General features: G+C 57.9%; 30 protein-coding genes and 1 tRNA gene. 18 read left to right on the plus strand and 13 right to left on the minus strand.

The features are described from left to right. The first annotated feature begins 69 nt into the window (after nt 1-69). From ACA043_RS10335 to ACA043_RS10365, 7 genes are read left to right on the plus strand one after another with little or no spacing between them, the layout of a single operon-like run. Nucleotides 70-1,026 carry a sugar ABC transporter substrate-binding protein gene (locus ACA043_RS10335; protein WP_187676957.1) on the plus strand — a complete coding sequence of 319 codons (957 nt, stop codon included), beginning with the start codon at nt 70-72 and terminating at the stop codon, nt 1,024-1,026. Between the two features lie 56 nt (nt 1,027-1,082). Further along, nucleotides 1,083-2,636 carry a sugar ABC transporter ATP-binding protein gene (locus ACA043_RS10340; RefSeq protein WP_497659115.1) on the plus strand — a complete coding sequence of 518 codons (1,554 nt, stop codon included), beginning with the start codon at nt 1,083-1,085 and terminating at the stop codon, nt 2,634-2,636. Further along, nucleotides 2,633-3,610 carry an ABC transporter permease gene (locus tag ACA043_RS10345; protein WP_187676959.1) on the plus strand — a complete coding sequence of 326 codons (978 nt, stop codon included), beginning with the start codon at nt 2,633-2,635 and terminating at the stop codon, nt 3,608-3,610. The genes ACA043_RS10340 and ACA043_RS10345 overlap by 4 nt, the downstream gene beginning before the upstream one ends. Before the next feature lie 3 nt (nt 3,611-3,613). Continuing rightward, entirely contained in the window at nt 3,614-4,633 is a 1,020-nt protein-coding gene (locus ACA043_RS10350) for a LacI family DNA-binding transcriptional regulator (protein ID WP_497617362.1), read from the plus strand. Between the two features lie 24 nt (nt 4,634-4,657). After that, nucleotides 4,658-5,575, plus strand: coding sequence for a ribokinase (rbsK, locus tag ACA043_RS10355; protein WP_187676961.1), 918 nt, complete (start codon nt 4,658-4,660; stop codon nt 5,573-5,575). Then, a complete protein-coding gene (rbsD, locus tag ACA043_RS10360) occupies nt 5,572-5,976 on the plus strand; it encodes a D-ribose pyranase (protein WP_497617364.1) in 405 nt (134 codons plus the stop codon). The genes rbsK and rbsD overlap by 4 nt, the downstream gene beginning before the upstream one ends. Nucleotides 5,977-6,007: 31 nt before the next feature. After that, a complete protein-coding gene (locus ACA043_RS10365) occupies nt 6,008-7,036 on the plus strand; it encodes a nucleoside hydrolase (protein WP_123532934.1) in 1,029 nt (342 codons plus the stop codon). Nucleotides 7,037-7,071: 35 nt separating this feature from the next. On the opposite strand, the gene ACA043_RS10370 is transcribed toward ACA043_RS10365, so the two are convergent. Continuing rightward, nucleotides 7,072-7,278 (minus strand): hypothetical protein, encoded by a 207-nt coding sequence (locus ACA043_RS10370; RefSeq protein WP_401271515.1) that lies wholly within the window; start codon nt 7,276-7,278, stop codon nt 7,072-7,074. A 132-nt stretch (nt 7,279-7,410) separates the two neighbouring features. On the opposite strand from ACA043_RS10370, the gene ACA043_RS10375 reads away from it, so the two are divergent. Continuing rightward, nucleotides 7,411-7,716, plus strand: a complete 306-nt coding sequence (locus ACA043_RS10375; protein WP_497659116.1) for a hypothetical protein — start codon at nt 7,411-7,413, stop codon at nt 7,714-7,716. Nucleotides 7,717-7,884: 168 nt separating this feature from the next. Next, nucleotides 7,885-8,202: an I78 family peptidase inhibitor gene (locus ACA043_RS10380; protein WP_401271509.1), complete on the plus strand. Its 318-nt coding sequence runs from the start codon at nt 7,885-7,887 to the stop codon at nt 8,200-8,202. 72 nt (nt 8,203-8,274) lie between these two features. On the opposite strand, the gene ACA043_RS10385 is transcribed toward ACA043_RS10380, so the two are convergent. Both ACA043_RS10385 and ACA043_RS10390 read right to left on the minus strand, forming a co-directional pair. Continuing rightward, complete coding sequence (locus ACA043_RS10385; RefSeq protein WP_003179963.1) at nt 8,275-8,487, minus strand: cold-shock protein; 213 nt, start codon at nt 8,485-8,487, stop codon at nt 8,275-8,277. A 288-nt stretch (nt 8,488-8,775) separates the two neighbouring features. Then, nucleotides 8,776-9,078: a hypothetical protein gene (locus ACA043_RS10390; protein WP_187676967.1), complete on the minus strand. Its 303-nt coding sequence runs from the start codon at nt 9,076-9,078 to the stop codon at nt 8,776-8,778. Nucleotides 9,079-9,450: 372 nt separating this feature from the next. Here ACA043_RS10390 and thrS point away from each other — a divergent pair, with 372 nt between their 5' ends. From thrS to ACA043_RS10435, 9 genes are all read left to right on the plus strand, one after another. Continuing rightward, nucleotides 9,451-11,373 carry a threonine--tRNA ligase gene (gene thrS, locus ACA043_RS10395; RefSeq protein WP_497659117.1) on the plus strand — a complete coding sequence of 641 codons (1,923 nt, stop codon included), beginning with the start codon at nt 9,451-9,453 and terminating at the stop codon, nt 11,371-11,373. After that, on the plus strand, nt 11,373-11,924 hold the full coding sequence (gene infC / locus ACA043_RS10400) for a translation initiation factor IF-3 (RefSeq protein ID WP_170947229.1): 552 nt from the start codon (nt 11,373-11,375) through the stop codon (nt 11,922-11,924). The genes thrS and infC overlap by 1 nt, the downstream gene beginning before the upstream one ends. A gap of 59 nt (nt 11,925-11,983) precedes the next feature. Further along, on the plus strand, nt 11,984-12,178 hold the full coding sequence (gene rpmI / locus ACA043_RS10405; RefSeq protein WP_002553160.1) for a 50S ribosomal protein L35: 195 nt from the start codon (nt 11,984-11,986) through the stop codon (nt 12,176-12,178). A gap of 28 nt (nt 12,179-12,206) precedes the next feature. Then, entirely contained in the window at nt 12,207-12,563 is a 357-nt protein-coding gene (gene rplT / locus ACA043_RS10410) for a 50S ribosomal protein L20 (protein WP_003219940.1), read from the plus strand. A gap of 109 nt (nt 12,564-12,672) precedes the next feature. Next, nucleotides 12,673-13,689, plus strand: a complete 1,017-nt coding sequence (gene pheS, locus ACA043_RS10415; protein WP_003226365.1) for a phenylalanine--tRNA ligase subunit alpha — start codon at nt 12,673-12,675, stop codon at nt 13,687-13,689. 26 nt (nt 13,690-13,715) lie between these two features. Further along, entirely contained in the window at nt 13,716-16,094 is a 2,379-nt protein-coding gene (pheT, locus tag ACA043_RS10420) for a phenylalanine--tRNA ligase subunit beta (protein WP_489881455.1), read from the plus strand. Nucleotides 16,095-16,097: 3 nt separating this feature from the next. Next, on the plus strand, nt 16,098-16,400 hold the full coding sequence (gene ihfA / locus ACA043_RS10425) for an integration host factor subunit alpha (RefSeq protein ID WP_002553164.1): 303 nt from the start codon (nt 16,098-16,100) through the stop codon (nt 16,398-16,400). Then, entirely contained in the window at nt 16,381-16,737 is a 357-nt protein-coding gene (locus tag ACA043_RS10430; protein WP_003179985.1) for a MerR family transcriptional regulator, read from the plus strand. Before ihfA ends, ACA043_RS10430 begins: the two co-directional genes overlap by 20 nt. A gap of 89 nt (nt 16,738-16,826) precedes the next feature. Beyond that, nucleotides 16,827-16,903, plus strand: a tRNA-Pro gene (locus tag ACA043_RS10435). Between the two features lie 89 nt (nt 16,904-16,992). Here ACA043_RS10435 and ACA043_RS10440 read toward each other — a convergent pair. From ACA043_RS10440 to ACA043_RS10485, 10 genes are all read right to left on the minus strand, one after another. Further along, a complete protein-coding gene (locus ACA043_RS10440) occupies nt 16,993-18,105 on the minus strand; it encodes a tyrosine-type recombinase/integrase (protein ID WP_497659633.1) in 1,113 nt (370 codons plus the stop codon). Further along, entirely contained in the window at nt 18,105-18,317 is a 213-nt protein-coding gene (locus ACA043_RS10445; protein WP_497659118.1) for a hypothetical protein, read from the minus strand. Before ACA043_RS10445 ends, ACA043_RS10440 begins: the two co-directional genes overlap by 1 nt. A gap of 44 nt (nt 18,318-18,361) precedes the next feature. Further along, nucleotides 18,362-18,610, minus strand: coding sequence for a hypothetical protein (locus ACA043_RS10450; RefSeq protein WP_497659119.1), 249 nt, complete (start codon nt 18,608-18,610; stop codon nt 18,362-18,364). 54 nt (nt 18,611-18,664) lie between these two features. Then, nucleotides 18,665-18,982 (minus strand): hypothetical protein, encoded by a 318-nt coding sequence (locus ACA043_RS10455; protein ID WP_497659120.1) that lies wholly within the window; start codon nt 18,980-18,982, stop codon nt 18,665-18,667. 198 nt (nt 18,983-19,180) lie between these two features. Further along, complete coding sequence (locus ACA043_RS10460) at nt 19,181-19,405, minus strand: hypothetical protein (RefSeq protein WP_497659121.1); 225 nt, start codon at nt 19,403-19,405, stop codon at nt 19,181-19,183. Nucleotides 19,406-19,478: 73 nt separating this feature from the next. Then, the gene (locus ACA043_RS10465) at nt 19,479-20,216 is read right to left on the minus strand and encodes a hypothetical protein (protein ID WP_497659122.1); all 738 of its coding nucleotides are present in this window, start codon (nt 20,214-20,216) and stop codon (nt 19,479-19,481) included. Then, nucleotides 20,213-20,536 carry a hypothetical protein gene (locus tag ACA043_RS10470; RefSeq protein WP_497659123.1) on the minus strand — a complete coding sequence of 108 codons (324 nt, stop codon included), beginning with the start codon at nt 20,534-20,536 and terminating at the stop codon, nt 20,213-20,215. The genes ACA043_RS10465 and ACA043_RS10470 overlap by 4 nt, the downstream gene beginning before the upstream one ends. A gap of 90 nt (nt 20,537-20,626) precedes the next feature. After that, nucleotides 20,627-20,923 carry a hypothetical protein gene (locus ACA043_RS10475; protein ID WP_497659124.1) on the minus strand — a complete coding sequence of 99 codons (297 nt, stop codon included), beginning with the start codon at nt 20,921-20,923 and terminating at the stop codon, nt 20,627-20,629. Continuing rightward, nucleotides 20,920-21,441, minus strand: a complete 522-nt coding sequence (locus ACA043_RS10480) for a hypothetical protein (protein ID WP_497659125.1) — start codon at nt 21,439-21,441, stop codon at nt 20,920-20,922. Before ACA043_RS10480 ends, ACA043_RS10475 begins: the two co-directional genes overlap by 4 nt. Nucleotides 21,442-21,709: 268 nt before the next feature. After that, complete coding sequence (locus ACA043_RS10485) at nt 21,710-23,767, minus strand: DNA cytosine methyltransferase (RefSeq protein ID WP_497659126.1); 2,058 nt, start codon at nt 23,765-23,767, stop codon at nt 21,710-21,712. Nucleotides 23,768-23,820: the final 53 nt, after the last annotated feature.

A 23,820-nucleotide genomic window follows, 5' to 3' on the forward strand; every position in this document is an offset into this window, starting at 1 on the left:
CGGCGAAAGCGACGTAGCTTACGCCAGCGCAAGCGTTGCTCACAATAATCATAAGATCGGAGTGAACCCATGAAGCTGCCATTCGCTGGACGTCTTCTTGCTGTCGCTATGCTGGCTGCCACAGCCGCTGCACTGCCTGTCTCTTCGGCGTTCGCCGAATCCCCGGAAAAACCAAAAGTCGCGCTGGTCATGAAATCTCTGGCCAACGAATTCTTCCTGACCATGGAAGATGGCGCCAAGGCCTACCAGAAAGAACACTCTGCCGAATTCGACCTGATCTCTAACGGCATCAAGGACGAAACCGACACAGCAGGCCAGACTCGCATCGTCGAGCAAATGATTCTGGCCAAGGTCAACGCCCTGGTCATCGCGCCTTCTGACTCCAAGGCCATGGTGCCGGTGATCAAGAAAGCCGTTGATGCCGGTATTACCGTGATCAACATCGACAACCAGCTCGATCCGCAAATCGTCAAAAGCAAAAACATCAGCGTGCCATTCGTAGGCCCGGATAACCGCAAAGGTGCGCGTCTGGTCGGTGAGTACCTGGCCAAACAGCTCAAGGCTGGTGACGAAGTCGGCATCATTGAGGGTGTGTCCACGACGACCAACGCTCAGCAGCGTACCGCTGGCTTCAAGGATGCGATGGAGGCGGCGCAGATCAAGGTTGTGTCCCTGCAGTCCGGTGACTGGGAGATCGACAAAGGCAACAAGGTAGCCGCTTCGATTCTCAGCGAATACCCGGATGTCAAAGCATTGCTGGCAGGCAACGACAGCATGGCTGTCGGTGCCGTTTCCGCCGTGCGGGCCGCTGGCAAGGCTGGTCAGGTGCAGGTTGTCGGCTACGACAACATCAACGCGATCAAGCCAATGTTGAAGGACGGTCGCGTACTGGCGACTGCTGATCAATATGCCGCGAAACAAGCCGTATTCGGCATCGAGACTGCGCTGAAAATCATCAAGGGCGAGAAGGTCGACAGCGGTGCCAATGGCGTGATTGAAACGCCGGTCGAGCTGGTCACCAAGTAAGTCCTCTGGCGACACAATGGCGCTCGTCCGTCCGGGCGAGCGCATGGAGATTTTTTATGTCAGTTTCCGCCCCGAACGCTGTCCTCTCGGTCAGCGGTATCGGTAAGACCTATGCGCAACCGGTGCTTGCCGGCATCGATTTGACGCTGATGCGCGGTGAAGTGCTGGCGCTGACCGGCGAGAATGGTGCCGGTAAAAGCACGCTTTCGAAGATCATTGGTGGTCTGGTCACGCCGACCACTGGCCAGATGCAATTTCAGGGCAAGGACTATCGTCCGGGCAGCCGTACCCAGGCTGAAGATCTTGGCGTGCGCATGGTCATGCAAGAACTCAATCTGCTGCCGACGCTGTCGGTAGCGGAGAACCTGTTCCTCGACAACTTGCCGAGTAACGGTGGCTGGATCAGCCGCAAGCAATTGCGAAAAGCAGCGATCGAGGCCATGGCCCAGGTTGGGCTCGACGCGATCGATCCGGACACACTGGTCGGCGAGTTGGGCATCGGGCATCAGCAGATGGTCGAAATCGCTCGCAACCTGATCGGCGATTGCCATGTGCTGATTCTTGATGAGCCGACCGCGATGCTCACCGCGCGCGAAGTCGAAATGCTCTTCGAGCAGATCACCCGATTGCAGGCTCGCGGCGTCTCGATCATTTACATTTCCCACCGTCTTGAAGAGCTGGCGCGAGTCGCCCAGCGCATTGCCGTGCTGCGCGACGGAAATCTGGTCTGCGTCGAGCCGATGGCCAATTACAACAGCGAACAGTTGGTCACGCTGATGGTCGGCCGGGAGCTGGGCGAACACATCGATTTGGGGCCGCGCAAGATTGGCGCTCCGGCGTTGACGGTCAACGGCCTGACTCGCTCAGACAAAGTGCGCGATGTCTCGTTCGAAGTGCGCGCCGGGGAGATCTTCGGGATTTCCGGGCTGATTGGAGCGGGGCGCACAGAACTGCTGCGTTTGATCTTCGGTGCCGATCTCGCCGACAGTGGCACGATCGCATTGGGTTCGCCTGCTCAAGTGGTGAGCGTACGATCGCCTGTCGATGCTGTACGTAATGGCATTGCGTTGATCACCGAGGACCGCAAGGGGGAAGGCCTGCTGCTCAGTCAGTCGATCAGCGCCAACATCGCCTTGGGCAACATGCCGGAAATTTCCAGCGGTGGTTTCGTCAATAACGGCGACGAGATCTCGTTGGCGCAACGTCAGATTGCCGCCATGCACATCCGCAGTTCCAGCCCGACACAGCTGGTGTCAGAGCTGTCCGGCGGCAACCAGCAGAAGGTCGTGATTGGTCGTTGGCTGGAACGCGATTGTTCGGTGCTGTTGTTCGACGAGCCCACGCGCGGTATCGACGTCGGTGCCAAGTTCGACATTTATGCCTTGCTCGGGGAACTGACTCGCCAGGGTAAAGCGCTGGTGGTGGTGTCCAGTGACCTGCGTGAATTGATGCTGATCTGCGACCGGATCGGCGTGCTGTCGGCAGGGCGTCTGATCGACACCTTCGAGCGCGACAGCTGGACCCAGGATGATTTGCTTGCCGCCGCGTTCGCCGGCTACCAAAAACGTGATGCGTTGCTCAACGAAGCAGCGCCTAGGGATCTCCCATGAAAACTGCATCTCCTGCCGGCAAACGTAGTGGCAATTTTTACGGACTGGGTACCTATCTGGGTCTGGCCGGTGCCTTGCTGGCGATGATCGCGCTGTTCTCGGTCTTGAGCAGCCACTTTTTGTCCTATAACACCTTCAGTACGCTGGCCAACCAGATCCCCGATCTGATGGTGCTGGCGGTCGGCATGACCTTCGTGCTGATCATCGGTGGCATCGACCTTTCGGTGGGCTCGGTGCTGGCGCTGGCGGCATCGACGGTCAGCGTCGCCATGCTCGGTTGGGGCTGGAGCGTCTTGCCCTCGGCGTTGCTCGGTATGGCGGTAGCGGCATTGGCCGGCACCATTACCGGTTCGATCACTGTGGCCTGGCGGATTCCATCGTTCATCGTTTCCCTCGGTGTGTTGGAAATGGCCCGTGGTCTGGCGTATCAGATGACTGGCTCGCGCACGGCTTATATCGGTGATTCCTTTGCCTGGCTGTCGAACCCGATCGCTTTCGGCATCTCGCCGTCGTTCATCATTGCCCTGCTGGTGATCTTTATTGCACAAGCGGTTTTGACGCGCACCGTGTTCGGCCGTTACCTGATCGGCATCGGCACCAACGAAGAGGCGGTGCGTCTGGCGGGCATCAACCCGAAGCCCTACAAGATTCTGGTATTCAGCCTGATGGGCCTGCTGGCCGGTGTCGCCGCACTGTTTCAGATCTCCCGCCTGGAAGCGGCTGACCCGAATGCCGGTTCCGGTCTGGAACTGCAAGTGATTGCCGCTGTAGTGATCGGTGGCACCAGTCTGATGGGCGGCCGGGGTTCGGTAATCAGCACCTTCTTTGGCGTATTGATCATTTCGGTGCTGGCGGCCGGGCTCGCGCAGATTGGCGCAACTGAACCGACCAAGCGCATCATCACCGGTGCAGTGATTGTCATTGCGGTAGTGCTCGATACTTATCGCAGCCAGCGCGCCAGTCGGCGGGGCTGAGACATGGCGACGATCAAGGATGTAGCGGCGCTCGCGGGAATTTCCTATACGACCGTGTCTCATGTGGTGAACAACACCCGCCCGGTCAGTCAGGAGGTGCGGCTGAAAGTCGAAGCGGCCATCAAGACCCTCGACTATGTACCGAGCGCGGTGGCGCGTTCGCTGAAAGCCAAGACCACTGCAACTATTGGCCTCTTGGTGCCCAACAGTCTCAACCCGTACTTTGCCGAGCTGGCGCGGGGCATTGAGGATTACTGTGAGCGTAACGGCTACTGCGTGATTCTCTGCAACTCCGATGACAACCCTGAGAAACAGCGCAGCTATTTACGTGTTCTGCTGGAGAAACGCATCGATGGTCTGATCGTCGCCTCAGCCGGTGGTGACAGTGGCCTGGCGCAAGGGCTGGCCGGTGTGAAGACGCCGATGGTGATTGTCGACCGTGGCCTGGATGGCGTGGATGCGGATCTGGTACGTATCGATCATGAATACGGCGCTTACCTCGCCACCCGGCATCTGCTGGAGCTTGGTCATCGCGACATAGCGACTATCGGCGGCCCGGCGAGCACCAGCGTCGCGCAGATGCGCCAAGCCGGATATTGCCGTGCGCTGAAAGAGGCGGGTATAGAAGTACGCCCGGCGCGCATGCTGGAAAGCGATTTCACCAGCACTGGGGGTTACAACGCAGCGGCGGTCCTGCTCGAAAAGAATCCGCCGAGTGCGATTTTTGCCGGTAACGACATGATCGGTATCGGTGTGTTGCGCGCAGCGGCAGAACGCAACGTGCGGGTGCCGACCGAGCTATCGGTGATCGGTTTCGACGATATCCAGATGAGTCGTTACGTTTACCCGGCGCTGACCACCGTCGGCCAGTCGATCCTGCAACTGGGCGAGATGGCGGCCGAAGTGTTGCTGCGAAGGATTGCTACCCCGAGTCTGGGCACTGATCAACGAATCGTGACCCCGAGTATTGTCTTGCGCGAGTCGACCGCGCCGCTGTCCGGCGTGTTCACCGAATACCGCTGAAACCGAATTGACGAGTAATGATGTATGCCAGCAAATGTAGTGGTAATAGGCAGCCTGAACATGGACCTGGTGACCCGGGCGCCACGGTTGCCCCGGGGTGGAGAAACACTGATCGGTCATTCGTTTACCACCGTATCTGGTGGCAAGGGCGCCAATCAGGCCGTGGCTGCTGCGCGATTGGGCGCGCAAGTGGCGATGGTTGGTTGTGTTGGCAACGACGATTACGGCGTGCAACTGCGTGACGCCTTGTTGGCTGAGCAGATTGACTGCCAGGCGGTGAGCGTTGTCGAGGATTCCAGTGGTGTTGCGCTGATCGTGGTCGATGACAACAGTCAGAACGCTATTGTGATTGTCGCCGGAGCCAACGGCGCAATGACGCCCGGGGTGATCGACCGGTTCGACCCGGTTTTGCAGGCCGCTGAAGTTGTCATCTGCCAGCTCGAGATCCCGGATGCAACGGTGGGCCATGCGCTCAAACGCGCACATGCGCTGGGCAAGACCGTCATCCTCAATCCGGCACCCGCCAGCCGTCCATTGCCGGCCGACTGGTTCGCGGCCATCGATTATCTGATTCCCAATGAAAGCGAAGCTGCCGCGTTGAGCGGCCTGCCGGTCGACTCGCTGGACACCGCGAAAAGCGCGGCGAGTCATTTGATCGCGATGGGGGCTGGCAAAGTCATCATCACTCTCGGCGCCGAGGGTTCGTTATTCGCCAACGGCAAAGGTTTCGAGCATTTCCCCGCTCCGAAAGTGAAAGCTGTCGATACCACGGCGGCGGGGGACACTTTCGTCGGTGGTTTCGCCGCTGCGCTGGCCGCTGGCAAGTCCGAGGCCGAAGCGATTCGCTACGGACAGATTGCCGCCGCATTGTCAGTGACTCGCGCCGGTGCACAGCCATCTATCCCAACAATGTCCGACGTACAGGCGTTTAAACCCGCATGAAGAAGACTCCATTGCTCAACATTGCGTTGTCGCGGCTGATTGCCTCCCTGGGTCATGGCGACATGGTGGTCATTGGTGATGCCGGATTGCCGGTGCCGCCCGGTGTCGAACTGATCGATCTGGCACTGACCCATGGTGTCCCCGATTTCGTCAGCACGCTGAAAGTCGTGCTCAGCGAAATGCAGGTGGAAAGTCATGTGCTGGCCAAAGAGATCTTCGACAAGCAGCCAACAGCGCTGATCACGCTGGACGAGTTGAATGAAGAGGGCGCCTTGGGTCGTCGAGAACTACTCAGTCACGAGCAATTCAAGGTTCTCAGCCGACAGGCACGGGCGATTGTTCGTACAGGCGAATGTCAGCCTTACTGCAACATCGTTTTGTTGGCAGGTGTTACGTTCTAACTTTCGATTTCTCATGCACAAGGAATGCGCCATGCAACGCTATGCTCAAAAACTGCATCAACTAATCCGGAGTCTGCTGCTTTTGTCAGTGATAACTGCAACCGGCGCTCATGCGGCGGAAAAAATCGACCTGATCATCGACACTGACCCGGGTGCCGACGACGTGGTCGCCTTGCTGTTCGCGCTGGCCTCGCCGGACGAGCTGAACATTCGTGCGCTGACCACTGTGGCCGGCAACGTGCGCCTCGACAAGACTTCGCGTAACGCGCGTCTGGCTCGCGAGTGGGCGGGGCGCGAGGATGTGCCCGTCTATGCCGGCGCACCGAAGCCGCTGATGCGTACGCCGATCTACGCGGAGAACATCCATGGCAAGGAAGGCCTGTCGGGTGTCACTGTGCACGAACCGAAAAAAGGCCTGGCTGAAGGAAATGCGGTCAATTATCTGATCGACACCCTGAAAAAAGCCAAGCCGCACAGCATCACTATCGCCATGCTTGGCCCGCAAACCAACCTGGCGCTTGCGTTGATCCAGGAACCGGAGATTGTCCAGGGCATCAAGGAAGTGGTGATCATGGGTGGTGCGCACTTCAATGGTGGCAACATCACCCCGGTGGCTGAATTCAACCTGTTTGCCGATCCGCAAGCTGCAGAAGTGGTGCTCAAGAGCGGCGTGAAGCTGACCTATCTGCCACTGGATGTGACCCACAAGATTCTCACCAGCGATGCGCGCCTGAAGCAGATTGCCGCACTCAACAATAACGCGAGCAAAATTGTCGGCGACATCCTTAACGAATACATCAAAGGCGATATGGAGCACTACGGCATTCCGGGTGGCCCGGTGCATGACGCCACCGTCGTGGCTTATCTGCTCAAGCCCGAACTCTTCACCGGTCGTTCGGTGAATGTCGTGGTTGATAGTCGTGAAGGCCCGACTTTCGGTCAGACCATTGTCGATTGGTATGACGGCCTCAAGGCACCGAAGAATGCCTTCTGGGTGGAAAATGGCGATGCCCAGGGTTTCTTCGATCTGTTGACCGAACGCCTGAAACGCCTGAAGTAAATGAGCGACCCGCAGGTGCCAGCCTGCGGGTTTTTTTATTCTCCCGGCTCTTGTTCGACTTGCTCGGTCGGGTACCTTTCGAAAATCTGCTGGATGAAATGCTGGGCCGCTTGTGTTCCCAGATCCTTGACCAGCAGATCAATACCAATCAGCGCCAACTCTTCTGTGGTTCCCGGGCTGTAGGAGCTGTGTCCGTCGGCCCATTTGGCTTTGATGTCGGCTTCGATGCTTAGGCTGGTCATGATGAGGCTCGGAAAGTCGGGAGGTCTGTGCGTCGAGTTAACCATTTTGTCGGGCGTTTGGCACTGCGACTTAGGCATGAGCGGAGCGCTATGCGACACTTGGTCTTTTCCGGCTTATCCAAGGATTGTGCTGTGCAGATCGATTTGAGTACCCCTGACGGCCTTACCCTCGATGCAGTACGCCAATTGCTGGCGTCGGCCAGCGATGATGAGCACACGCAACTGCGTGTGACCAAGGGCGGTATCGCCTACATCTCTTCGGGGGTGACGGGCGGCCAAAACATCGACGGCCTGTTGTTTCGTCTTGAAACCTGGGCCAAGGGCTCGGGTTATGTGGGTAATGTCGCGGCCAGTGATGAAGTGTGGGTAATGCAGATCTTCAACGCGCTAAAAGAGAATTGGCCGAATCCGCCATATGACTACATCGACGTCTACTGAGCGTCGTTAATATTCAGTCACGATTGAGATATGAGGCGATGGGTGCTGCTCAGGCACACTCGGCGTTTTTCCGGTCATGGGGCAGGGTGATGGCATTTGTCATGCAACCAAACGCCGGAACGGCTGTCGCACGATCTCAGCTTAATAATTTGAAAACAAGGAGGCTTCATGCCTTTGAAGTTCGCGTCACTGGGTGCACTTATGGCCGTTGCCATGTTGGCCGGTTGCAGTACGACCTCCAGCGAGTCGGCAAAGGAATCTGTGGCGACCGATGCCGGTCATGGCCGCTGTGAAGCAACGGCGGCGGAATTCGCCATTGGCAAGAAAGCTTCGCCAGAGTTGCTGGAGCAGGCTCGCGCCAAGGCCGGTGCGCAAAACGCCCGTTTCCTCAAGCCAGATGACATGATCACCCTGGAATACCGCTCGGATCGCTTGAACCTCAATACCGATAACAACCTGGTGATTACTCGCGTCAACTGCGGCTGATTGCTGGCAGCTTTTATGTCAGGCATAAAAAACCCCGTCACATGGACGGGGTTTTTTTAGTGCGCCGAGAAATTACTCTGGGCGAACCTGTGCAGCTTGCATACCCTTTTGGCCTTTCTCAGCCACGAAGGAAACGGTCTGGCCTTCTTTCAGGCTTTTGAAACCGTCGCTTTCGATAGCTTTGAAGTGTACGAACAGGTCGTCACCGCCACCTTGAGGAGTGATGAAGCCGAAGCCTTTTTCATCGTTGAACCACTTAACGGTGCCGGTTTGGCGATTAGACATGGTGTATCTCCAAGAAACATATATTTTTCAGTACTGTGCTGCTCAGGCCAACTGGGCACACCCGGGTATCATAGTCGAAATGTTCGCTTTGGTAGCCCCCCGGACGTGCTGTTTGCCAATCCGTCGTGTTTTCTTTACCGCCTGTTTCGGCTGAAAGCCCCGGTTTGAAAGGGGTTTAGCGAAAAGTAAAGACAATAAAAAAACCTGTAAAACCTGCATAAATCGTCTGAAAAGGCTCAAATTCAGCCGTTTTTTTCGGCGTTGAGTCGAGTCAGATCACATTTTTTCTTACTTTTTCGCTGGAGCGTTGGCCTTGCATTTGGCGATTTGGCCCAGCGCTTTCTGCTGCAGTTCAGGGGTGGCCTTGTTGTCCATCAGCGCTTGAATGTCGCCGGCCGGGTAAGACTTGATGGCATCGGCGCCACAGGCGCAGTGAGACTTGGCCGCGGCGGCGCCAATCTGCGGAGTCGCCGCCTGGGTGCACTGGGCCATGTATTTGTCGCGCTCGCCCTTTGGCCAGTCGGCATGAGCGCTCAGCGGCAGCAGCAGAACAATGGGGGCGACTACGGCGAATAAGGTATTCAGACGCATGCGAGGATGCTCCTTGTGGGTCAATGTCTTGTTATCTGAGGGCATAAGGGCCCATCAAGTTCAGCACTCTGGCATAAAAGCGGACGATTTGCCTTCTGGTGAAACAGAGGCATTAAGTGACCGCTCATCTGTGCTAGCATGCCGAGCTCAAGCGTTCTCAGGCTCCGGATGACTTTCAGTCCCGGCGGCGGTCAACGTGCGAATATTCTGATTTGAATCCCAGTCACTCTGGTTCGGTTTTCCGGTTGGCCGCAAGGCTCCTGCCGCTGTAAGGCAGGCGTTCGTCATTGAATGGCCTGGATCGGATCTTGTACTGGCTCATCCCAACCCACGTGACCTTTGGTAGGGGTCACCACTAGGAGAGGAGGCGCCATGCCAACTATTACTCTTCCCGACGGCAGTCAACGTTCATTCGATCACCCGGTTTCCGTAGCCGAGGTCGCCGCATCCATTGGTGCAGGTCTGGCCAAGGCCACTCTGGCCGGCAAGGTCAATGGCCAGTTGGTCGACGCCAGCGACATCATCGAAAGCGACGCTACGCTGCAAATCATTACGCCAAAGGATGAAGAGGGGCTGGAGATCATTCGCCACTCTTGCGCCCATCTGGTTGGCCATGCGGTCAAGCAGCTCTACCCGACTGCCAAAATGGTGATCGGGCCGGTCATCGACGAAGGCTTCTATTACGACATCGCCTTCGAGCGTCCTTTTACTCCGGACGACATGGCGGCCATCGAACAGCGTATGCAGCAGCTGATCGAGAAAGATTACGACGTCATCAAGAAAGTCACTCCGCGTGCCGAAGTGATCGAAGTGTTCAAGGCTCGCGGCGAAGACTACAAGCTGCGTCTGGTCGAGGACATGCCGAATGAACAGGCCATGGGTCTGTACTATCACGAAGAATATGTCGACATGTGCCGCGGCCCGCATGTGCCGAACACCCGCTTCCTGAAATCCTTCAAGCTGACCAAGCTGTCCGGCGCCTACTGGCGCGGCGACGCCAAGAACGAGCAGTTGCAGCGCGTTTACGGCACTGCGTGGGCGGACAAAAAGCAGTTGGCGGCTTACATTCAGCGCATCGAAGAAGCCGAGAAGCGCGATCACCGCAAGATCGGCAAGCGCCTTGGTCTGTTCCACACTCAGGAAGAATCCCCGGGCATGGTGTTCTGGCACCCGAACGGCTGGACTCTGTACCAGGTGCTCGAGCAGTACATGCGCAAAGTGCAGCATGACAACGGCTACCTTGAGATCAAGACGCCGCAAGTGGTTGACCGCAGCCTGTGGGAGAAATCCGGGCACTGGGCCAACTACGCCGACAACATGTTCACCACTCAGTCGGAAAACCGCGACTACGCGATCAAGCCGATGAACTGCCCTTGCCACGTGCAGGTGTTCAATCAAGGCCTGAAGAGCTACCGCGAGCTGCCGATGCGTCTGGCAGAGTTCGGTGCCTGCCACCGTAACGAGCCGTCGGGTGCGCTGCACGGCATCATGCGTGTGCGCGCGTTCACTCAGGACGACGCCCACATCTTCTGCACAGAAGAGCAGATGCAGGCTGAATCCGCTGCGTTCATCAAGCTGACAATGGACGTATATCGTGACTTCGGCTTTACCGATGTCGAGATGAAACTGTCCACTCGTCCGGAAAAACGCGTCGGTTCCGACGAGCTGTGGGATCGCGCCGAAGCTGCATTGGCTGCAGCCCTTGATTCTGCGGGCTTGCCGTACGATCTGCAGCCGGGTGAGGGTGCGTTCTACGGTCCGAAGATCGAATTTTCGCTGAAAGATTGCCTCGGTCGTGTGTGGCAGTGTGGTACCTTGCAGCTCGATTTTAACCTGCCTGTCCGTCTCGGCGCCGAATACGTCTCCGAAGACAATAGTCGCAAATACCCGGTGATGTTGCACCGCGCGATCCTTGGATCCTTCGAGCGTTTCGTCGGAATCCTGATCGAGCATTACGAAGGTGCATTCCCTGCGTGGCTGGCGCCAACCCAGGCAGTGATCATGAATATCACTGATAAACAGGCGGATTTCGTCGCCGAAGTTGAAAAAACTCTCGCTGAAAGCGGATTTCGTGCCAAGTCCGACTTGAGAAATGAAAAGATCGGCTTTAAAATCCGCGAGCATACTTTGCTCAAGGTTCCCTATCTTTTGGTTATCGGAGATAAGGAAGTCGAGATGCAGACTGTCGCTGTGCGTACTCGTGAAGGTGCTGACCTGGGCTCTATGCCCGTCGCCCAGTTCGCTGAGTTTCTCGCGCAAGCGGTTTCCCGGCGTGGTCGCCCAGATTCGGAGTAATTATTATTAAGCGTGAAATGAGACAAGATAAACGAGCTGCACCGAAAGCCCCGATCAACGAGAATATCTCGGCACGCGAGGTTCGGTTAATTGGGGCTGAAGGTGAACAGCTTGGGATTGTGTCAATTGAAGACGCGCTTCTTAAGGCTGAAGAGGCCAAACTGGATTTGGTGGAAATTTCCGCCGATGCAGTACCCCCTGTTTGCAAACTGATGGACTACGGCAAATCGATCTTCGAAAAGAAGAAGCAGGTTGCCGCAGCCAAGAAAAACCAGAAGCAGATTCAGGTTAAAGAAATCAAGTTTCGTCCAGGGACGGAGGAAGGGGATTACCAGGTAAAACTGCGCAACCTGGTACGTTTCCTGAGTGATGGGGACAGGGCCAAGGTATCCTTGCGATTCCGCGGCCGTGAGATGGCCCACCAGGAGCTGGGGATGGAACTCCTCAAGCGGGTTGAAGCTGACCTGCTCGAGTACGGTTCGGTCGAACAGCATCCTAAGATGGAAGGACGCCAGCTGATCATGGTCATCGCCCCGAAAAAGAAGAAGTAATCAATAGGGCACGGCAGGCCTTCTGATTATGTTTATCAACTGAATGCGGAGTACCGAACATGCCAAAGATGAAAACTAAAAGTGGTGCTGCTAAGCGGTTTCTGAAAACTGCTAACGGTATCAAGCACAAGCACGCTTTCAAGAGCCACATCCTGACTAAAATGTCGACCAAGCGTAAGCGTCAACTGCGCGGTAGCAGCTTGCTGCATCCGTCGGACGTCGCAAAAGTCGAGCGCATGCTGCGCCTTCGTTAATTTTAGTCAAGAATAGAGGAAGTAACTCATGGCTCGTGTAAAGCGTGGCGTCATGGCGCGTAAGCGCCACAAGAAAATTCTGAAACTTGCTAAAGGCTACTACGGCGCACGCTCCCGCGTATTCCGTGTTGCCAAGCAAGCGGTTATCAAGGCTGGCCAATACGCCTACCGTGACCGTCGTCAGAAAAAACGTCAGTTCCGCGCTCTGTGGATCGCTCGTATCAACGCTGGTGCTCGTGTTAACGGTCTGTCCTACAGCCGTTTCATCGCTGGCCTGAAAAAAGCTTCCATCGAGATCGACCGTAAGGTTCTGGCTGATCTGGCAGTGAACGAAAAAGCGGCGTTTGCTGCGATTGTCGAGAAAGCTAAAGCCACCTTGGCTTAAGTACCCCCGACAGTCACCCGGCCTCACCTCTGTGGGGTCAGGTGTTAAACGTCATAAATAGGGGAAGAGCCTTCAAGCTCTTCCCCTATTTTGTATCTGGAGTCTGTACATGGAAAACCTGGATGCGCTGGTCTCTCAAGCACTAGAGGCTGTGCAAAGCGCTGAAGATATCAATGCCCTGGAGCAAATCCGGGTTCAATACCTTGGCAAAAAGGGTGAATTGACTCAGGTGATGAAGACCCTGGGGAATTTGCCGGCAGAAGAGCGTCCGCAAGTCGGCGCGCTGATCAACGTTGCCAAGGAACGTGTTACAGGCGTTCTCAATGCGCGCATGGCGCTGTTTGAGGAAGCCGAACTGGCTGCCAAACTGTCTGCCGAATCCATTGATGTGACGTTGCCGGGCCGTGGCCAGACCTCCGGTGGTCTGCATCCGGTTACCCGGACTCTGGAGCGTGTCGAACAGTTCTTTACTCGTATTGGCTACGGCATCGCCGAAGGCCCCGAAGTCGAAGACGACTATCACAACTTTGAAGCGCTCAACATCCCAGGCCATCACCCGGCCCGGTCGATGCACGACACCTTCTATTTCAACGCAAACATGTTGCTGCGCACCCATACCTCGCCGGTACAGGTCCGCACCATGGAATCGAAACAGCCGCCGATCCGCATTGTCTGCCCAGGCCGTGTGTACCGTAGCGACTCCGATATCACCCACTCGCCGATGTTCCACCAGGTCGAAGGCCTGCTGGTTGATCGCGATATCAATTTTGCCGATCTCAAAGGCACCATCGAAGAATTCCTGCGCGTGTTCTTCGAGAAAGAACTGGCCGTACGCTTCCGTCCTTCGTACTTCCCGTTCACCGAGCCGTCCGCTGAAGTCGACATGGAATGCGTGATGTGCAGCGGTAAAGGCTGCCGTGTCTGCAAGCAGACTGGCTGGCTGGAAGTGATGGGCTGCGGCATGGTTCACCCGAACGTGCTGCGCATGTCTGGTATCGATCCGGAAGAGTTCTCCGGCTTTGCCTTCGGCATGGGTGTCGAGCGTCTGGCCATGCTCCGTTACGGCGTGAACGACTTGCGTCTGTTCTTCGACAACGACTTGCGGTTCCTCGCGCAATTTCGCTAGTCGTAACGAATTCTTAGGAGAGCAGGATGAAATTCAGTGAACAATGGCTGCGTGGCTGGGTTAGCCCGCAGGTAAATCGCGACGAGCTGGTTGCCCGTCTGTCGATGGCCGGTCTTGAGGTCGATAGCGTGACCCCGGCCGCCGGTGTATTCAGTGGCGTGGTAGTGGGCGAGGTGCTGAGCACCGAGCAGCACCCTGATGCCGACAAATTGCGTGTGTGCCAGGTCAGCAATGGTGCGGAAACCTTCCAGGTCGTGTGCGGTGCGCCAAACGTGCGTCCGGGCCTGAAGATTCCATTCGCCATGATCGGTGCCGAGTTGCCGGGTGACTTCAAGATCAAGAAGGCCAAGCTGCGCGGCGTCGAGTCCAACGGTATGTTGTGCTCGCAAGCCGAGCTGCAGGTCGGTGAAGGCAATGACGGTCTGATGGAACTGCCGGCTGACGCGCCGGTGGGCGAAGATTTCCGCGTGTATCTGGAACTGGAAGACGCCAGCATCGAGGTCGACCTGACCCCGAACCGTGGCGACTGCTTGTCGCTGGCTGGTCTGGCCCGTGAAGTTGGCGCGTTGTACGCCGCTCCGGTCACCCGTCCAGTGGTGCTTGCCGTTCCTGCCGTGCATGACGAAGTGCGTTCGGTAGAAGTGCTGGCGCCAGCCGCGTGCCCGCGTTACTTGGGTCGTGTCATTCGCAACGTTGATCTGTCCAAGCCAACACCGCTGTGGATGGTTGAGCGCCTGCGTCGCGCCGACGTGCGCAGCATCGACGCTGCTGTCGACATCACCAACTACGTGATGCTCGAACTGGGGCAACCGCTGCACGCCTTCGACCTCGCCGAAATCAATGGCGGCATCCGTGTGCGCATGGCGGAAGAGGGCGAGAAGCTGGTATTGCTCGACGGCCAGGAAGTTAGCCTGCGTAGCGATACGCTGGTGATTGCCGACCACACACGTGCCCTGGCGATTGCCGGTGTGATGGGTGGCGAGCACAGCGGTGTATCCGCGACTACTCGCGATGTGTTTCTTGAAAGTGCGTTCTTCGACCAGATCGCTGTCGCCGGCAAGGCTCGTTCGTACGGCCTGCACACCGATGCTTCGCACCGCTATGAGCGTGGCGTGGACTGGCAACTGGCCCGTGAAGCCATGGAGCGCGCTACTGGCTTGCTGCTGGAAATCACTGGTGGTGAAGCCGGTCCGATCATCGAGACGGTCAGCGAGCAGCACTTGCCGTCGATTGCCCCGATTACACTGCGTGCGCAGCGCATCACCCAAATGCTGGGCATGGAAATGGATTCGGCACAGGTCGAGCGTCTGCTCAATGGCCTCGGCCTGAATATTTCCGCCGACGGAGCAGGGCAGTGGCGCGTTGAAGTGCCAAGCCATCGCTTCGACATCAGTCTGGAAGTCGACTTGATCGAAGAACTGGCCCGTTTGTACGGTTACAACCGTCTGCCGGTTCGTTACCCGCAAGCGCGCCTGGCGCCGCAAGCCAAGGCCGAAGCACGTAGCGATCTGCCTGAACTGCGCCGTCTGCTGGTGGCTCGTGGTTATCAGGAAGCGATCACTTACAGCTTCATCGATCCAAAGCAGTTCGAACTGTTCAGCCCGGGCGTCGAGCCGCTGTTGCTGGCTAACCCGATCTCCAACGACATGGCAGCCATGCGCTCGTCGCTGTGGCCGGGTCTGGTCAAGGCGTTGCAGCACAACCTGAACCGTCAACAGGATCGCGTGCGTCTGTTCGAAAGTGGCCTGCGCTTTGTCGGTCAACTGGAAGGCCTGAAGCAAGAGCCGATGCTCTCCGGTGTTGTTTGCGGTAGCCGTCTGCCGGAAGGTTGGGCGCAAGGTCGCGACACGGTCGATTTCTTCGACGTCAAAGCTGACGTGGAAGCCGTACTGGGTTTCGCCGGTGCTCTGGATTCGTTCACTTTCGCCCCGGGCAAACACCCGGCGCTGCATCCGGGTCAAACCGCACGCATTGAGCGGGAAGGGCGAGAAGTCGGCTTTATCGGCGCTATACATCCTGAACTGTCGAAATCCCTCGGCCTCGATCGTCCGGTTTTCGTTTTCGAGCTGGTTCTGGCGGAAGTGGCGCTCGGTAAAATGCCGAAATTCCACGAGTTGTCGCGCTTTCCTGAAGTGCGTCGTGACCTTGCATTGATTGCGCACAAAGACGTTGCAGCTTCGGCTGTATTGGACGTAATCCGTGAAAATGCAGGCGAATGGCTCACAGATCTCAGGCTGTTTGACGTATATCAGGGTAAAGGTATTGATCCTGATAGAAAAAGCCTTGCAGTTGGCTTGACCTGGCAGCATCCATCGCGCACTCTTAATGACGATGAGGTGAATTCGACGACGCAAAATATCCTCACCTCGCTCGAACAAAGGTTGAACGCCACGTTAAGGAAGTGACGTATGGGGGCTTTGACGAAAGCTGAGATGGCGGAACGTCTGTATGAAGAGCTGGGCCTGAACAAGCGGGAAGCCAAGGAATTGGTAGAACTGTTTTTCGAGGAAATCAGGCACGCTCTTGAAGACAACGAGCAGGTCAAATTGTCCGGTTTCGGCAACTTTGACCTTCGGGACAAGCGCCAGCGGCCTGGCCGCAACCCGAAAACGGGGGAAGAAATCCCGATCACGGCTCGCCGTGTGGTCACCTTTCGTCCAGGGCAGAAGTTGAAAGCCCGAGTTGAGGCTTATGCTGGAACCAAGTCATAACGACGAACTACCCGTCATCCCGGGCAAACGCTACTTCACCATTGGTGAAGTCAGCGAGCTGTGTGCCGTAAAGCCACACGTGCTGCGCTACTGGGAGCAGGAGTTTCCTCAACTCAACCCCGTCAAACGCCGCGGAAACCGCCGCTATTATCAGCGCCAGGATGTGCTGATGATCCGGCAGATCCGCGCGCTCCTTTACGATCAAGGTTTCACCATTGGAGGCGCGCGCTTGCGTCTCTCCGGCGATGAAGCCAAAGATGACACAACCCAATACAAGCAGATGATCCGCCAGATGATCGCCGAACTCGAAGATGTGCTGGTGGTACTCAAGAAATAAAAAGCAGCGTTTGAATACTTCCAGTTTTCAAAAGCTTGCGATATATTCTTGAGCGTTCTTCAAGGTGAAGAGCGAGTTGCAAAACCAGTCGGGGCGTAGCGCAGTCCGGTAGCGCACTAGCATGGGGTGCTAGGGGTCGAGTGTTCGAATCACTCCGTCCCGACCATATTTCCTGAGTAAAATCAGACACTTAAGCCGATCAGATGGATCGGCTTTTTTGTGCCTGCGCAAAACCCGCGCAAAACTTGCGCAAAACTACCCGGTGATTTCGCTGATATTCAAATCAGGAATTGCCTCTGACCAGACGATCTCGGCATGGTCTTTCTGGTAGTTCTTCGTCATGGTCTCGCTGGCATGGCCAGCGATCTTCTGACCGTCTTTTCCGGCTTTCTGGTACAGGTGCAGCGACAGCGCGCGCACTTCATGGAAGCCTGGCATTTCCTCTTCCTTCCATCCCTTGTAACAACCCGCCGCTTCCCGGGCCTCTTTGAAGGCTCGCGTCAAATATCGCTCTTCGACCTGCGTCCAGTGGTCCTTCGTCTGCGCCTGCTTCTGCTTTTTGCGGTCCGGGCGGCGATGGATCAAGTACGGCGAAACGATGTCATCCCGGCACCGGCTGATAACTGCCTGGAGTTCTTCGGTTACTTTGAACCGGATCCACGCCGCGTCGCTGGCCTTGGCCGTCTTCTGCTGAACCACATACAAAAACCCTTCCCGAACACCATCGAACCGCATATTCAAGATGTCCGTCCGGCGCTGCGCAGTAATGAGCGCGAGGTCGATTGCGTTCTGAAGCCAGAACGGTGACTTCTCCCGGATGGCTTTCAGGCCTTCGACGGTGTGTCGCTTGCGTTGCTTCTTCTCGATTCGGTTGATGGTGCTGGCCGCCGGGTTGTCCGGGCACAGGCCTTTTGCTGCTGCATGGTTGAAAATGTCGATCAGCAGGGCGCGGCACTGGTTGGCAGTGCGCGGAGTGAGGGCGTCCAGCATCTCCGCGATCATGCGGATCGTGATCTGATCGATGGCTTTGCCTTCGAACTGTTTCCGGAAACGACGGAAATGCACGGCGTAAAGGCCCAGTGTTCCTTTTGCGAGTTCCCTCGGCGGCAGAACATCGCTTTCGTATGCGTCCAAGAAGCCGGCGAACGATTCCGATGTGCTGCCCATCACGGCGCCAATCAGGTCGGCGCCGCGCATGAATTCCAGATTCAACTGCTTCGCCGCATCGATCGCTTTGATTCGGTCCGAGCCGAACTGGAACCACTTACCGTCGGTAGGCCGGCGGTAGCGATAGGTCGAGCGCCGCGAATCGAAGTACAGGTTCTGCGGGAGGCTCTTGTTCGCCTTGTTGCGCGGCCGTGGGACCATCATGCAGCTCCTTTCAATACCATCGCGACCAGGTCATTGCCGCCTGACCTGCTGAACGCTGTCCAATCAACGTACCAGAGTTTACCGATCTGCTCGCCGGGCACCTGGCCATTTCGGATGTAGTTGCGGATTGCTTGAGGGCACGGAGGCGTGCCGTTCTCGCCCCAGCGCCGGCGCTGGAACTCACTGATCTTGATCAGCTCTTTTCTCATTGTGATGCTCCATGCCGCGCGTGGCGGCAGAAGGTGGTGATGGGTTATGCGGGCAACAAACCTTTCGCTTTTGCTTCTGCCCGGCACTGCTCGCGAAACTCTCGAGCCTTTTCGATTGCTTGCTGTTTGCTGGCGGCCTTCCAGGTGGGCCCGATCTGAATGAACTTGCCGCGCAGCTTCCCGCACCAGTGCTTCACGAAGTCGCCGTTCTCGATCTGGCAGATGGTGCCGGCCGATGCTTTCGGCGCCGTTGCGTAATCCACCAGCTTCTGGTCGTACGTTAATTCGGACATAGGAATTCCTCGCCCGCCGTACACCGGCAGGCTGTTGAGTTGTCAATTTTGGGTTTACAACTGGATGAGTTCTGCGGGGACGCGTACCGTGGCGCCGCGCTTGGCGAAGACCACGGCGCGGAACACTGCGATGGTTCGGGTTTCGCCGGGCTGGCGGTTGAGCGGGTCGTTGGTGGTGTCGGCCAGCCATGGGTAACGTTGGCCGACATCGACCCAGATGCCGTACTTCGTGATCAGTTGCTCGGCGTCGGGCTGGGCGAAGAGTTGCAGCTGCCCGGTACCCGGCTGCTGATCACCCTCGATCGCGTTGATTGCCCAGTCCAGCGCCGGGCCGGTCAGATCCTCGGTACGGACGCTGACCATGCGGTTCATCGCTCGCGCCTCTGGAAGTCAGTGCAACGCACGATCACTGTCTGCCCGTCGTTCGAAAGCGGCGGCATGGTGCTGAAGGGTAGGTGGCTGCAATTGCGGTGGGCGTGGGTGCAGGTGGCGCACATGCCTCCTTTGGGTTGATGGTTCATCGCCACGGCCCTCGGTAGATGTGCTGAAGCATGAACAGGGTGGCGAGGATCATAGTAGGTGCGCTCCTGCGTCGAGGAGGCCGTCGCGGTCTTCGCGCAGGCGCTGGTTCTCTGCGATCAGTGCCAGCACTGCCTCGGGCGAGCACTCCTTGAGGAACTGCTCATCACGGTGCAACAAGCCGGCATCCTCGATCATGCCCGCCCAGCCGTCCGAACGGATGACCTCGTCGCGGCAGCCCTCGGCCAGTTTCTTAAGTTTTGAATGGTCGCTCATCCGATCACCACCTTTATGGTCAGTACCAATGGAAGCCAGAAGAAGAGGGTGCAGCCAAGTAAGCACTTGGTGATCACGGCGTCAGCCTCCGAAAAGAAACGCACCAGACCCACGGGTTGGCGTCCCAGTCGCCGCCGGTGGTATTCCACAGATTGCCGAAAGCGTTCCGGGCGGAGCCAAGGCACTGTTCGTGACTGGTCGTCTTGTCCCACATCCAGCCTTCGCGCTGCGGGTGATGTTCTGTAGGTGCTGGGCAGTCGCCGACCTCACTCCATCCATTGCCACCGTGGCCACACTTGCGACCGTAATCGGTGAAGAAACATCCTTCAGCTTTCGCCTGATCGTCGCTGATGTCCTGCAGCCGCTCGACGCGGACGTCGGTGATCTCCAGCAGGATGCGGCAGGCCCAGCGCGGCATGTGGATACTTGGGCGCCAATTGTAGCCACGGGTATCAGCGCTAAGGCTTGTGAGCGGGTCAGTCGCTGCGAACCGGATTTCTTGGCCATAACCCTGCCTCGGCTTCGCGGGCTCGTAATCGCCAGGGCTGAGCGTGGCGAATGTCTCGCGCACCCACAGCCGGTCGCCGGGCTGGCCGTACGGGCAGTCTTCGATGATTTGCTGCTTGGCATTTGGGTATAGCCAGTGGCCGCCGCGTTTGTTTTTAAAAGTCAGCATCGGGCCGATCATGTCGACCATGCGCACTTCGGGCTGAACCTTCACTGGCCGCCGCGTGACCGTCTTCCGGCCATCCAGAATGGCGCGCACCATCGGAGCCGAGAACAGAATCGGCCGTTCCTTGATAGCGGTCATGGAGTCACCTCGCGGCGTGCCCACCAGCAGACCGGGCCATCGTCGGTGTCGTGAATCGACAGGCAGAACCAGCCTTCGCCTTCCGGTTTATCCGGATCCCAGTAGCTGCAATCTGGATCATGGGAGTCGAAATAGCGCTCCGAGATCTCGTCCGGCGCGTCCTCAATGCTGGTCATCTTCACGACCAGGCGCTGCTCGGCGAGCCACTTCTTGCACTTATCGCCATCACCTTCATCAAATGGCGGCAGCTCCGGGTGCCAGAACATCCCGTTTTCATCGCGCACAACCGGCACCGGCTGAATCAGTTTTATCGTTTCCATGGGCGAACGCGTCCTTGCCGCTATAGCGGCTGACTTTGAAGGGGGAGGGAGTAGATTTGCGGATGGAGTACAAATGTTCTCTTTACGGAATTAGACGCCCGCGCGGCCTTTGAACGCGAGCCAGATGTAGTGGCGACCCTTGGCGGTAACTTTGATCTTGCCGATCTGCCGGTTGCAGCTGATCAACCGCAGCTCTTCGAGGATGCTGGTGAGCGTGTGCCCCTGATGCCAACCGGCCAGCGCCTTGATGCAACCTTGGGCCAGTAGCCCGCGAAAATCGTCGTGGCCGAAGTTGGTGCCCTGGAATGAGCTCTGCATCTGCTCATCAGTGACCAAGTCGGTGATGGTTCTCACGTTCGGGTCGAGCGTGTAGCTTTTGTGGGTCATGGCAATTCGTCCCCGACGATCATCTTGCACGGGCCTTGGCGAACATTTGCGAGCTCTGCCACCAGATCATCGTTTTTCTGATCCGCTGCGTTCAGGCGCAGCTGCAGGGCGTCGATCTTTTCACGGGATGCCGCTTCACGCGCCAGGAAGATTGAGTAGGCCTCTTGGGTGACTTTCGTCGTTCGGTCGTCGAATCCGAAGTCCACCAGACCAACGGTCGCCTCGGTGGAAAGATCGTGCCAAGTTTCAATCTCGAACTCCTCCGGGCGTAAACCAAGGCGTGTGCCATTGGGTAGTACGGCGGCCACGGCGCCGTGGCTGTTGGTCCAAACCTTAAAAATTTGGTCGACCGGGGCCACCAGAATGTCACGTTTGATGTAAGAAAATTCGGTTACGGGCATCGGGTCGGCGGTGACAGTCCTCAGCATCCGGACTGTCCGTGGCACGTGGTTACCGAACGGGTAGCTGTCGCTGCGCATGCGCAGCGCTGGGCAGTCGATACGTTTTTCTTTGGTCATGGGGCGTCCTACGCCGGTGTATTTCCGGGCGGTGCAGGGTGGATAAACTACTGCCACAACTAATTATGTTATTCGCCCCTCGCTGATCTTCCGTTGGATTAACATCGGCGGTCGCCGGTAATACCGGCTTGCTGATAGGCGAAATGCGATGATGTTTCGACTTCTCGAAGACCTGCTGTTACAGCTTTTGGTTGATCAAGTAGTAACCCTTTTGGCTCAACTCATCGAATGGCTAAACACAATGCCGTGGCAGGCTTGGCTCACGTGATTACGCTGCGGCGGCCCGACGTTCAACCGCACGCCATGGATCGTTCGCCCGCGCCAATGCAGCCATCGGTGGCGGGCTGACGCTGTTGCCGCACATTTGCACCTGCTGGGTCTTGGTGAATGGCTTGCCGTCTGCGCCGTGGCTGATGATGTAGTCGGCGGGGAAGCCTTGGGCCTTGTACAGCTCGGCCGGTTGGAGCATCCGCAGGCAGATGTCTACGATCACGTAGGGCGTGCCTTTGATGGTGACGGTAACCAGTCCCAGCCGATCCTTGGTGGTGATGGTTGGCGCTGGCGCGTCGGCGGCGCTCATGTTCTCGGTGCCGTAGTAGCTGATCAAGAATGCCGCTACCCGCAGCGCGCCGGCTTCAACCTCTGGCGAAAGCTGCAGCTCGACCAGCGAGCTCTTGCCGCCACCGCCGGCCGTGATGGTTGGGGCTGGCTCGTCCACACCCTGGCCAACGCTGGCGCCGAACTGGCGTTCCATGAAGGCGGTGACCAGCCCGTGGTGAGTGCCGCCAGCGCTGATGGTGTGCAGCGGATCGGCGGTGTCCCGCGCATCGCAGTTGCCGCGCAGGTGCACCAGGTTCGCCGTTACCAGCTGCTGCTGGCTGCCGGTGTTGGTCACCGTGGTCATCGGGTCTTCGACGCTCTTGGCGTCGGTGGTGTTGAATCCGCCGTTCATCTGCGCCATGAACACCGTAGAGATGCCCATGGCGTGGGCGGCGCCGGCCGGGCGCTGGTAGTTACCGCCGCTGGTGATAGTCGGCAGCGGCTCGTCGAGTGCCTTGCCTTCGTCCGCAAACCGGAACTTCACCAGATGCGCAGCGGTGAGCGAATGTTTCACGCCGCCAGCGACCACGGTGCCCAGTGGCTGATCAAGGCCGGGCACGCGAGGCTCTTGACCGGCGCGCTCGCCATAGCCCGTTTGAATCAGCGTAGGGCTGATCAACGTCAGCTCACCGCGATTCGCGCAGGTGACCGTCGGCAGCGGGTCGTGGGGATCGTTGATCCGGTCGCTGCCCTGATGGGTTGCTGGCGCGATGATTGGGCTGGCCATGGCGAAAGATCCGCCGCGCGGCCATGACGTCACGGTTCGCAGAGGTTCGTTTGCGGACTGAACGCTTTCCCCGGACCAGTTCGCGATCGGCACGATGAACGGGGCAGCCGCATCAATGACAAACTTCTTCATTCCCTTGGCGATTCGGCGCAGGGTGGCAGGTGCCAGCGGCTTTGCCCGGTCGAAGATGCTTTTGCTCGGGATGGTCCAGTCGATGCACTCGGCGGCGGTGCGCCACTTCTGCTGTCCTTTGACCGGATGCTTTGCGTGGGTCGGCTCAGGCCAGACAATCGGCTGGCCGTCGCAGCGGGCGACCATGAACAGCCGCTCCCGGCTGGTCGGCGCGCCGAAGTCGCAGGCCTTGATCACTCGCCATTCAACGGCATAGCCAAGACGCTGCAGTTCGGCGACGAACACTGCCCATGTCTGTCCGCGGCGTTTCGGGTCAGGTACCAGGAACTGCTGGTGGACCGGCACGACTTCGCCAGGTGCGGCAACACCGCCGCCAAGTTTCACGACGCGGCCGGTTGCCTTGCAGCGCTTCGCGATCAGTGGCCCCCATTGGAGGATCTGTTTCACGTTCTCCAGGCTGATCACCCGTGGCTTTTTCTTACCGGCCCACTTCAGGCCGATCCACGACAGGTTCCGGATCTCACGCTTGCGCGGTTGACCGCCGGCCGCCTGGCTGTGGTGCGTGCAGTCCGGCGACATGTGGAACCAGCCCACGGCCTTGCCACCGCACTCGGTATCCGGATCACCATCGAACACGTCGGTGGTGTAGTGCACGGCGCCCGGGTGATTCACGGTGTGCATGCTGATCGCCTGCGGGCTGTGGTTCTTCGCGACATTCACCGCGCGGCCCAGGCCTATCTCCAGCCCGGTACCGGCGCCGCCTCCACCGCAGAAGAAGTCGACAACGATCTCATCGTCCTGTGTGCTGAAGCCGAGTCCGTATTGAGTTTTGAAATCGAATGGGTTTTTCTTCTGTTGTGCGGACATGGGGGATCCTCGCCGGCTGGCGTGATTCGTATAAGTGGGGTATTTGTGTTCGG

This window comes from Pseudomonas sp. LBUM1648, from assembly GCF_059716145.1.

Coding starts and splice junctions, on each gene's coding strand:
- ACA043_RS10335 (WP_187676957.1), top strand. CDS start 70: ATGAAGCTGCCATTCGCTGGACGTCTTCTTGCTGTCGCTATGCTGGCT.
- ACA043_RS10340 (WP_497659115.1), top strand. CDS start 1,083: ATGTCAGTTTCCGCCCCGAACGCTGTCCTCTCGGTCAGCGGTATCGGT.
- ACA043_RS10345 (WP_187676959.1), top strand. CDS start 2,633: ATGAAAACTGCATCTCCTGCCGGCAAACGTAGTGGCAATTTTTACGGA.
- ACA043_RS10350 (WP_497617362.1), top strand. CDS start 3,614: ATGGCGACGATCAAGGATGTAGCGGCGCTCGCGGGAATTTCCTATACG.
- rbsK (WP_187676961.1), top strand. CDS start 4,658: ATGCCAGCAAATGTAGTGGTAATAGGCAGCCTGAACATGGACCTGGTG.
- rbsD (WP_497617364.1), top strand. CDS start 5,572: ATGAAGAAGACTCCATTGCTCAACATTGCGTTGTCGCGGCTGATTGCC.
- ACA043_RS10365 (WP_123532934.1), top strand. CDS start 6,008: ATGCAACGCTATGCTCAAAAACTGCATCAACTAATCCGGAGTCTGCTG.
- ACA043_RS10370 (WP_401271515.1), bottom strand. CDS start 7,278: ATGACCAGCCTAAGCATCGAAGCCGACATCAAAGCCAAATGGGCCGAC.
- ACA043_RS10380 (WP_401271509.1), top strand. CDS start 7,885: ATGCCTTTGAAGTTCGCGTCACTGGGTGCACTTATGGCCGTTGCCATG.
- ACA043_RS10385 (WP_003179963.1), bottom strand. CDS start 8,487: ATGTCTAATCGCCAAACCGGCACCGTTAAGTGGTTCAACGATGAAAAA.
- ACA043_RS10390 (WP_187676967.1), bottom strand. CDS start 9,078: ATGCGTCTGAATACCTTATTCGCCGTAGTCGCCCCCATTGTTCTGCTG.
- thrS (WP_497659117.1), top strand. CDS start 9,451: ATGCCAACTATTACTCTTCCCGACGGCAGTCAACGTTCATTCGATCAC.
- rpmI (WP_002553160.1), top strand. CDS start 11,984: ATGCCAAAGATGAAAACTAAAAGTGGTGCTGCTAAGCGGTTTCTGAAA.
- rplT (WP_003219940.1), top strand. CDS start 12,207: ATGGCTCGTGTAAAGCGTGGCGTCATGGCGCGTAAGCGCCACAAGAAA.
- pheS (WP_003226365.1), top strand. CDS start 12,673: ATGGAAAACCTGGATGCGCTGGTCTCTCAAGCACTAGAGGCTGTGCAA.
- pheT (WP_489881455.1), top strand. CDS start 13,716: ATGAAATTCAGTGAACAATGGCTGCGTGGCTGGGTTAGCCCGCAGGTA.
- ihfA (WP_002553164.1), top strand. CDS start 16,098: ATGGGGGCTTTGACGAAAGCTGAGATGGCGGAACGTCTGTATGAAGAG.
- ACA043_RS10430 (WP_003179985.1), top strand. CDS start 16,381: ATGCTGGAACCAAGTCATAACGACGAACTACCCGTCATCCCGGGCAAA.
- ACA043_RS10440 (WP_497659633.1), bottom strand. CDS start 18,105: ATGGTCCCACGGCCGCGCAACAAGGCGAACAAGAGCCTCCCGCAGAAC.
- ACA043_RS10445 (WP_497659118.1), bottom strand. CDS start 18,317: ATGAGAAAAGAGCTGATCAAGATCAGTGAGTTCCAGCGCCGGCGCTGG.
- ACA043_RS10450 (WP_497659119.1), bottom strand. CDS start 18,610: ATGTCCGAATTAACGTACGACCAGAAGCTGGTGGATTACGCAACGGCG.
- ACA043_RS10455 (WP_497659120.1), bottom strand. CDS start 18,982: ATGAACCGCATGGTCAGCGTCCGTACCGAGGATCTGACCGGCCCGGCG.
- ACA043_RS10460 (WP_497659121.1), bottom strand. CDS start 19,405: ATGAGCGACCATTCAAAACTTAAGAAACTGGCCGAGGGCTGCCGCGAC.
- ACA043_RS10465 (WP_497659122.1), bottom strand. CDS start 20,216: ATGACCGCTATCAAGGAACGGCCGATTCTGTTCTCGGCTCCGATGGTG.
- ACA043_RS10470 (WP_497659123.1), bottom strand. CDS start 20,536: ATGGAAACGATAAAACTGATTCAGCCGGTGCCGGTTGTGCGCGATGAA.
- ACA043_RS10475 (WP_497659124.1), bottom strand. CDS start 20,923: ATGACCCACAAAAGCTACACGCTCGACCCGAACGTGAGAACCATCACC.
- ACA043_RS10480 (WP_497659125.1), bottom strand. CDS start 21,441: ATGACCAAAGAAAAACGTATCGACTGCCCAGCGCTGCGCATGCGCAGC.
- ACA043_RS10485 (WP_497659126.1), bottom strand. CDS start 23,767: ATGTCCGCACAACAGAAGAAAAACCCATTCGATTTCAAAACTCAATAC.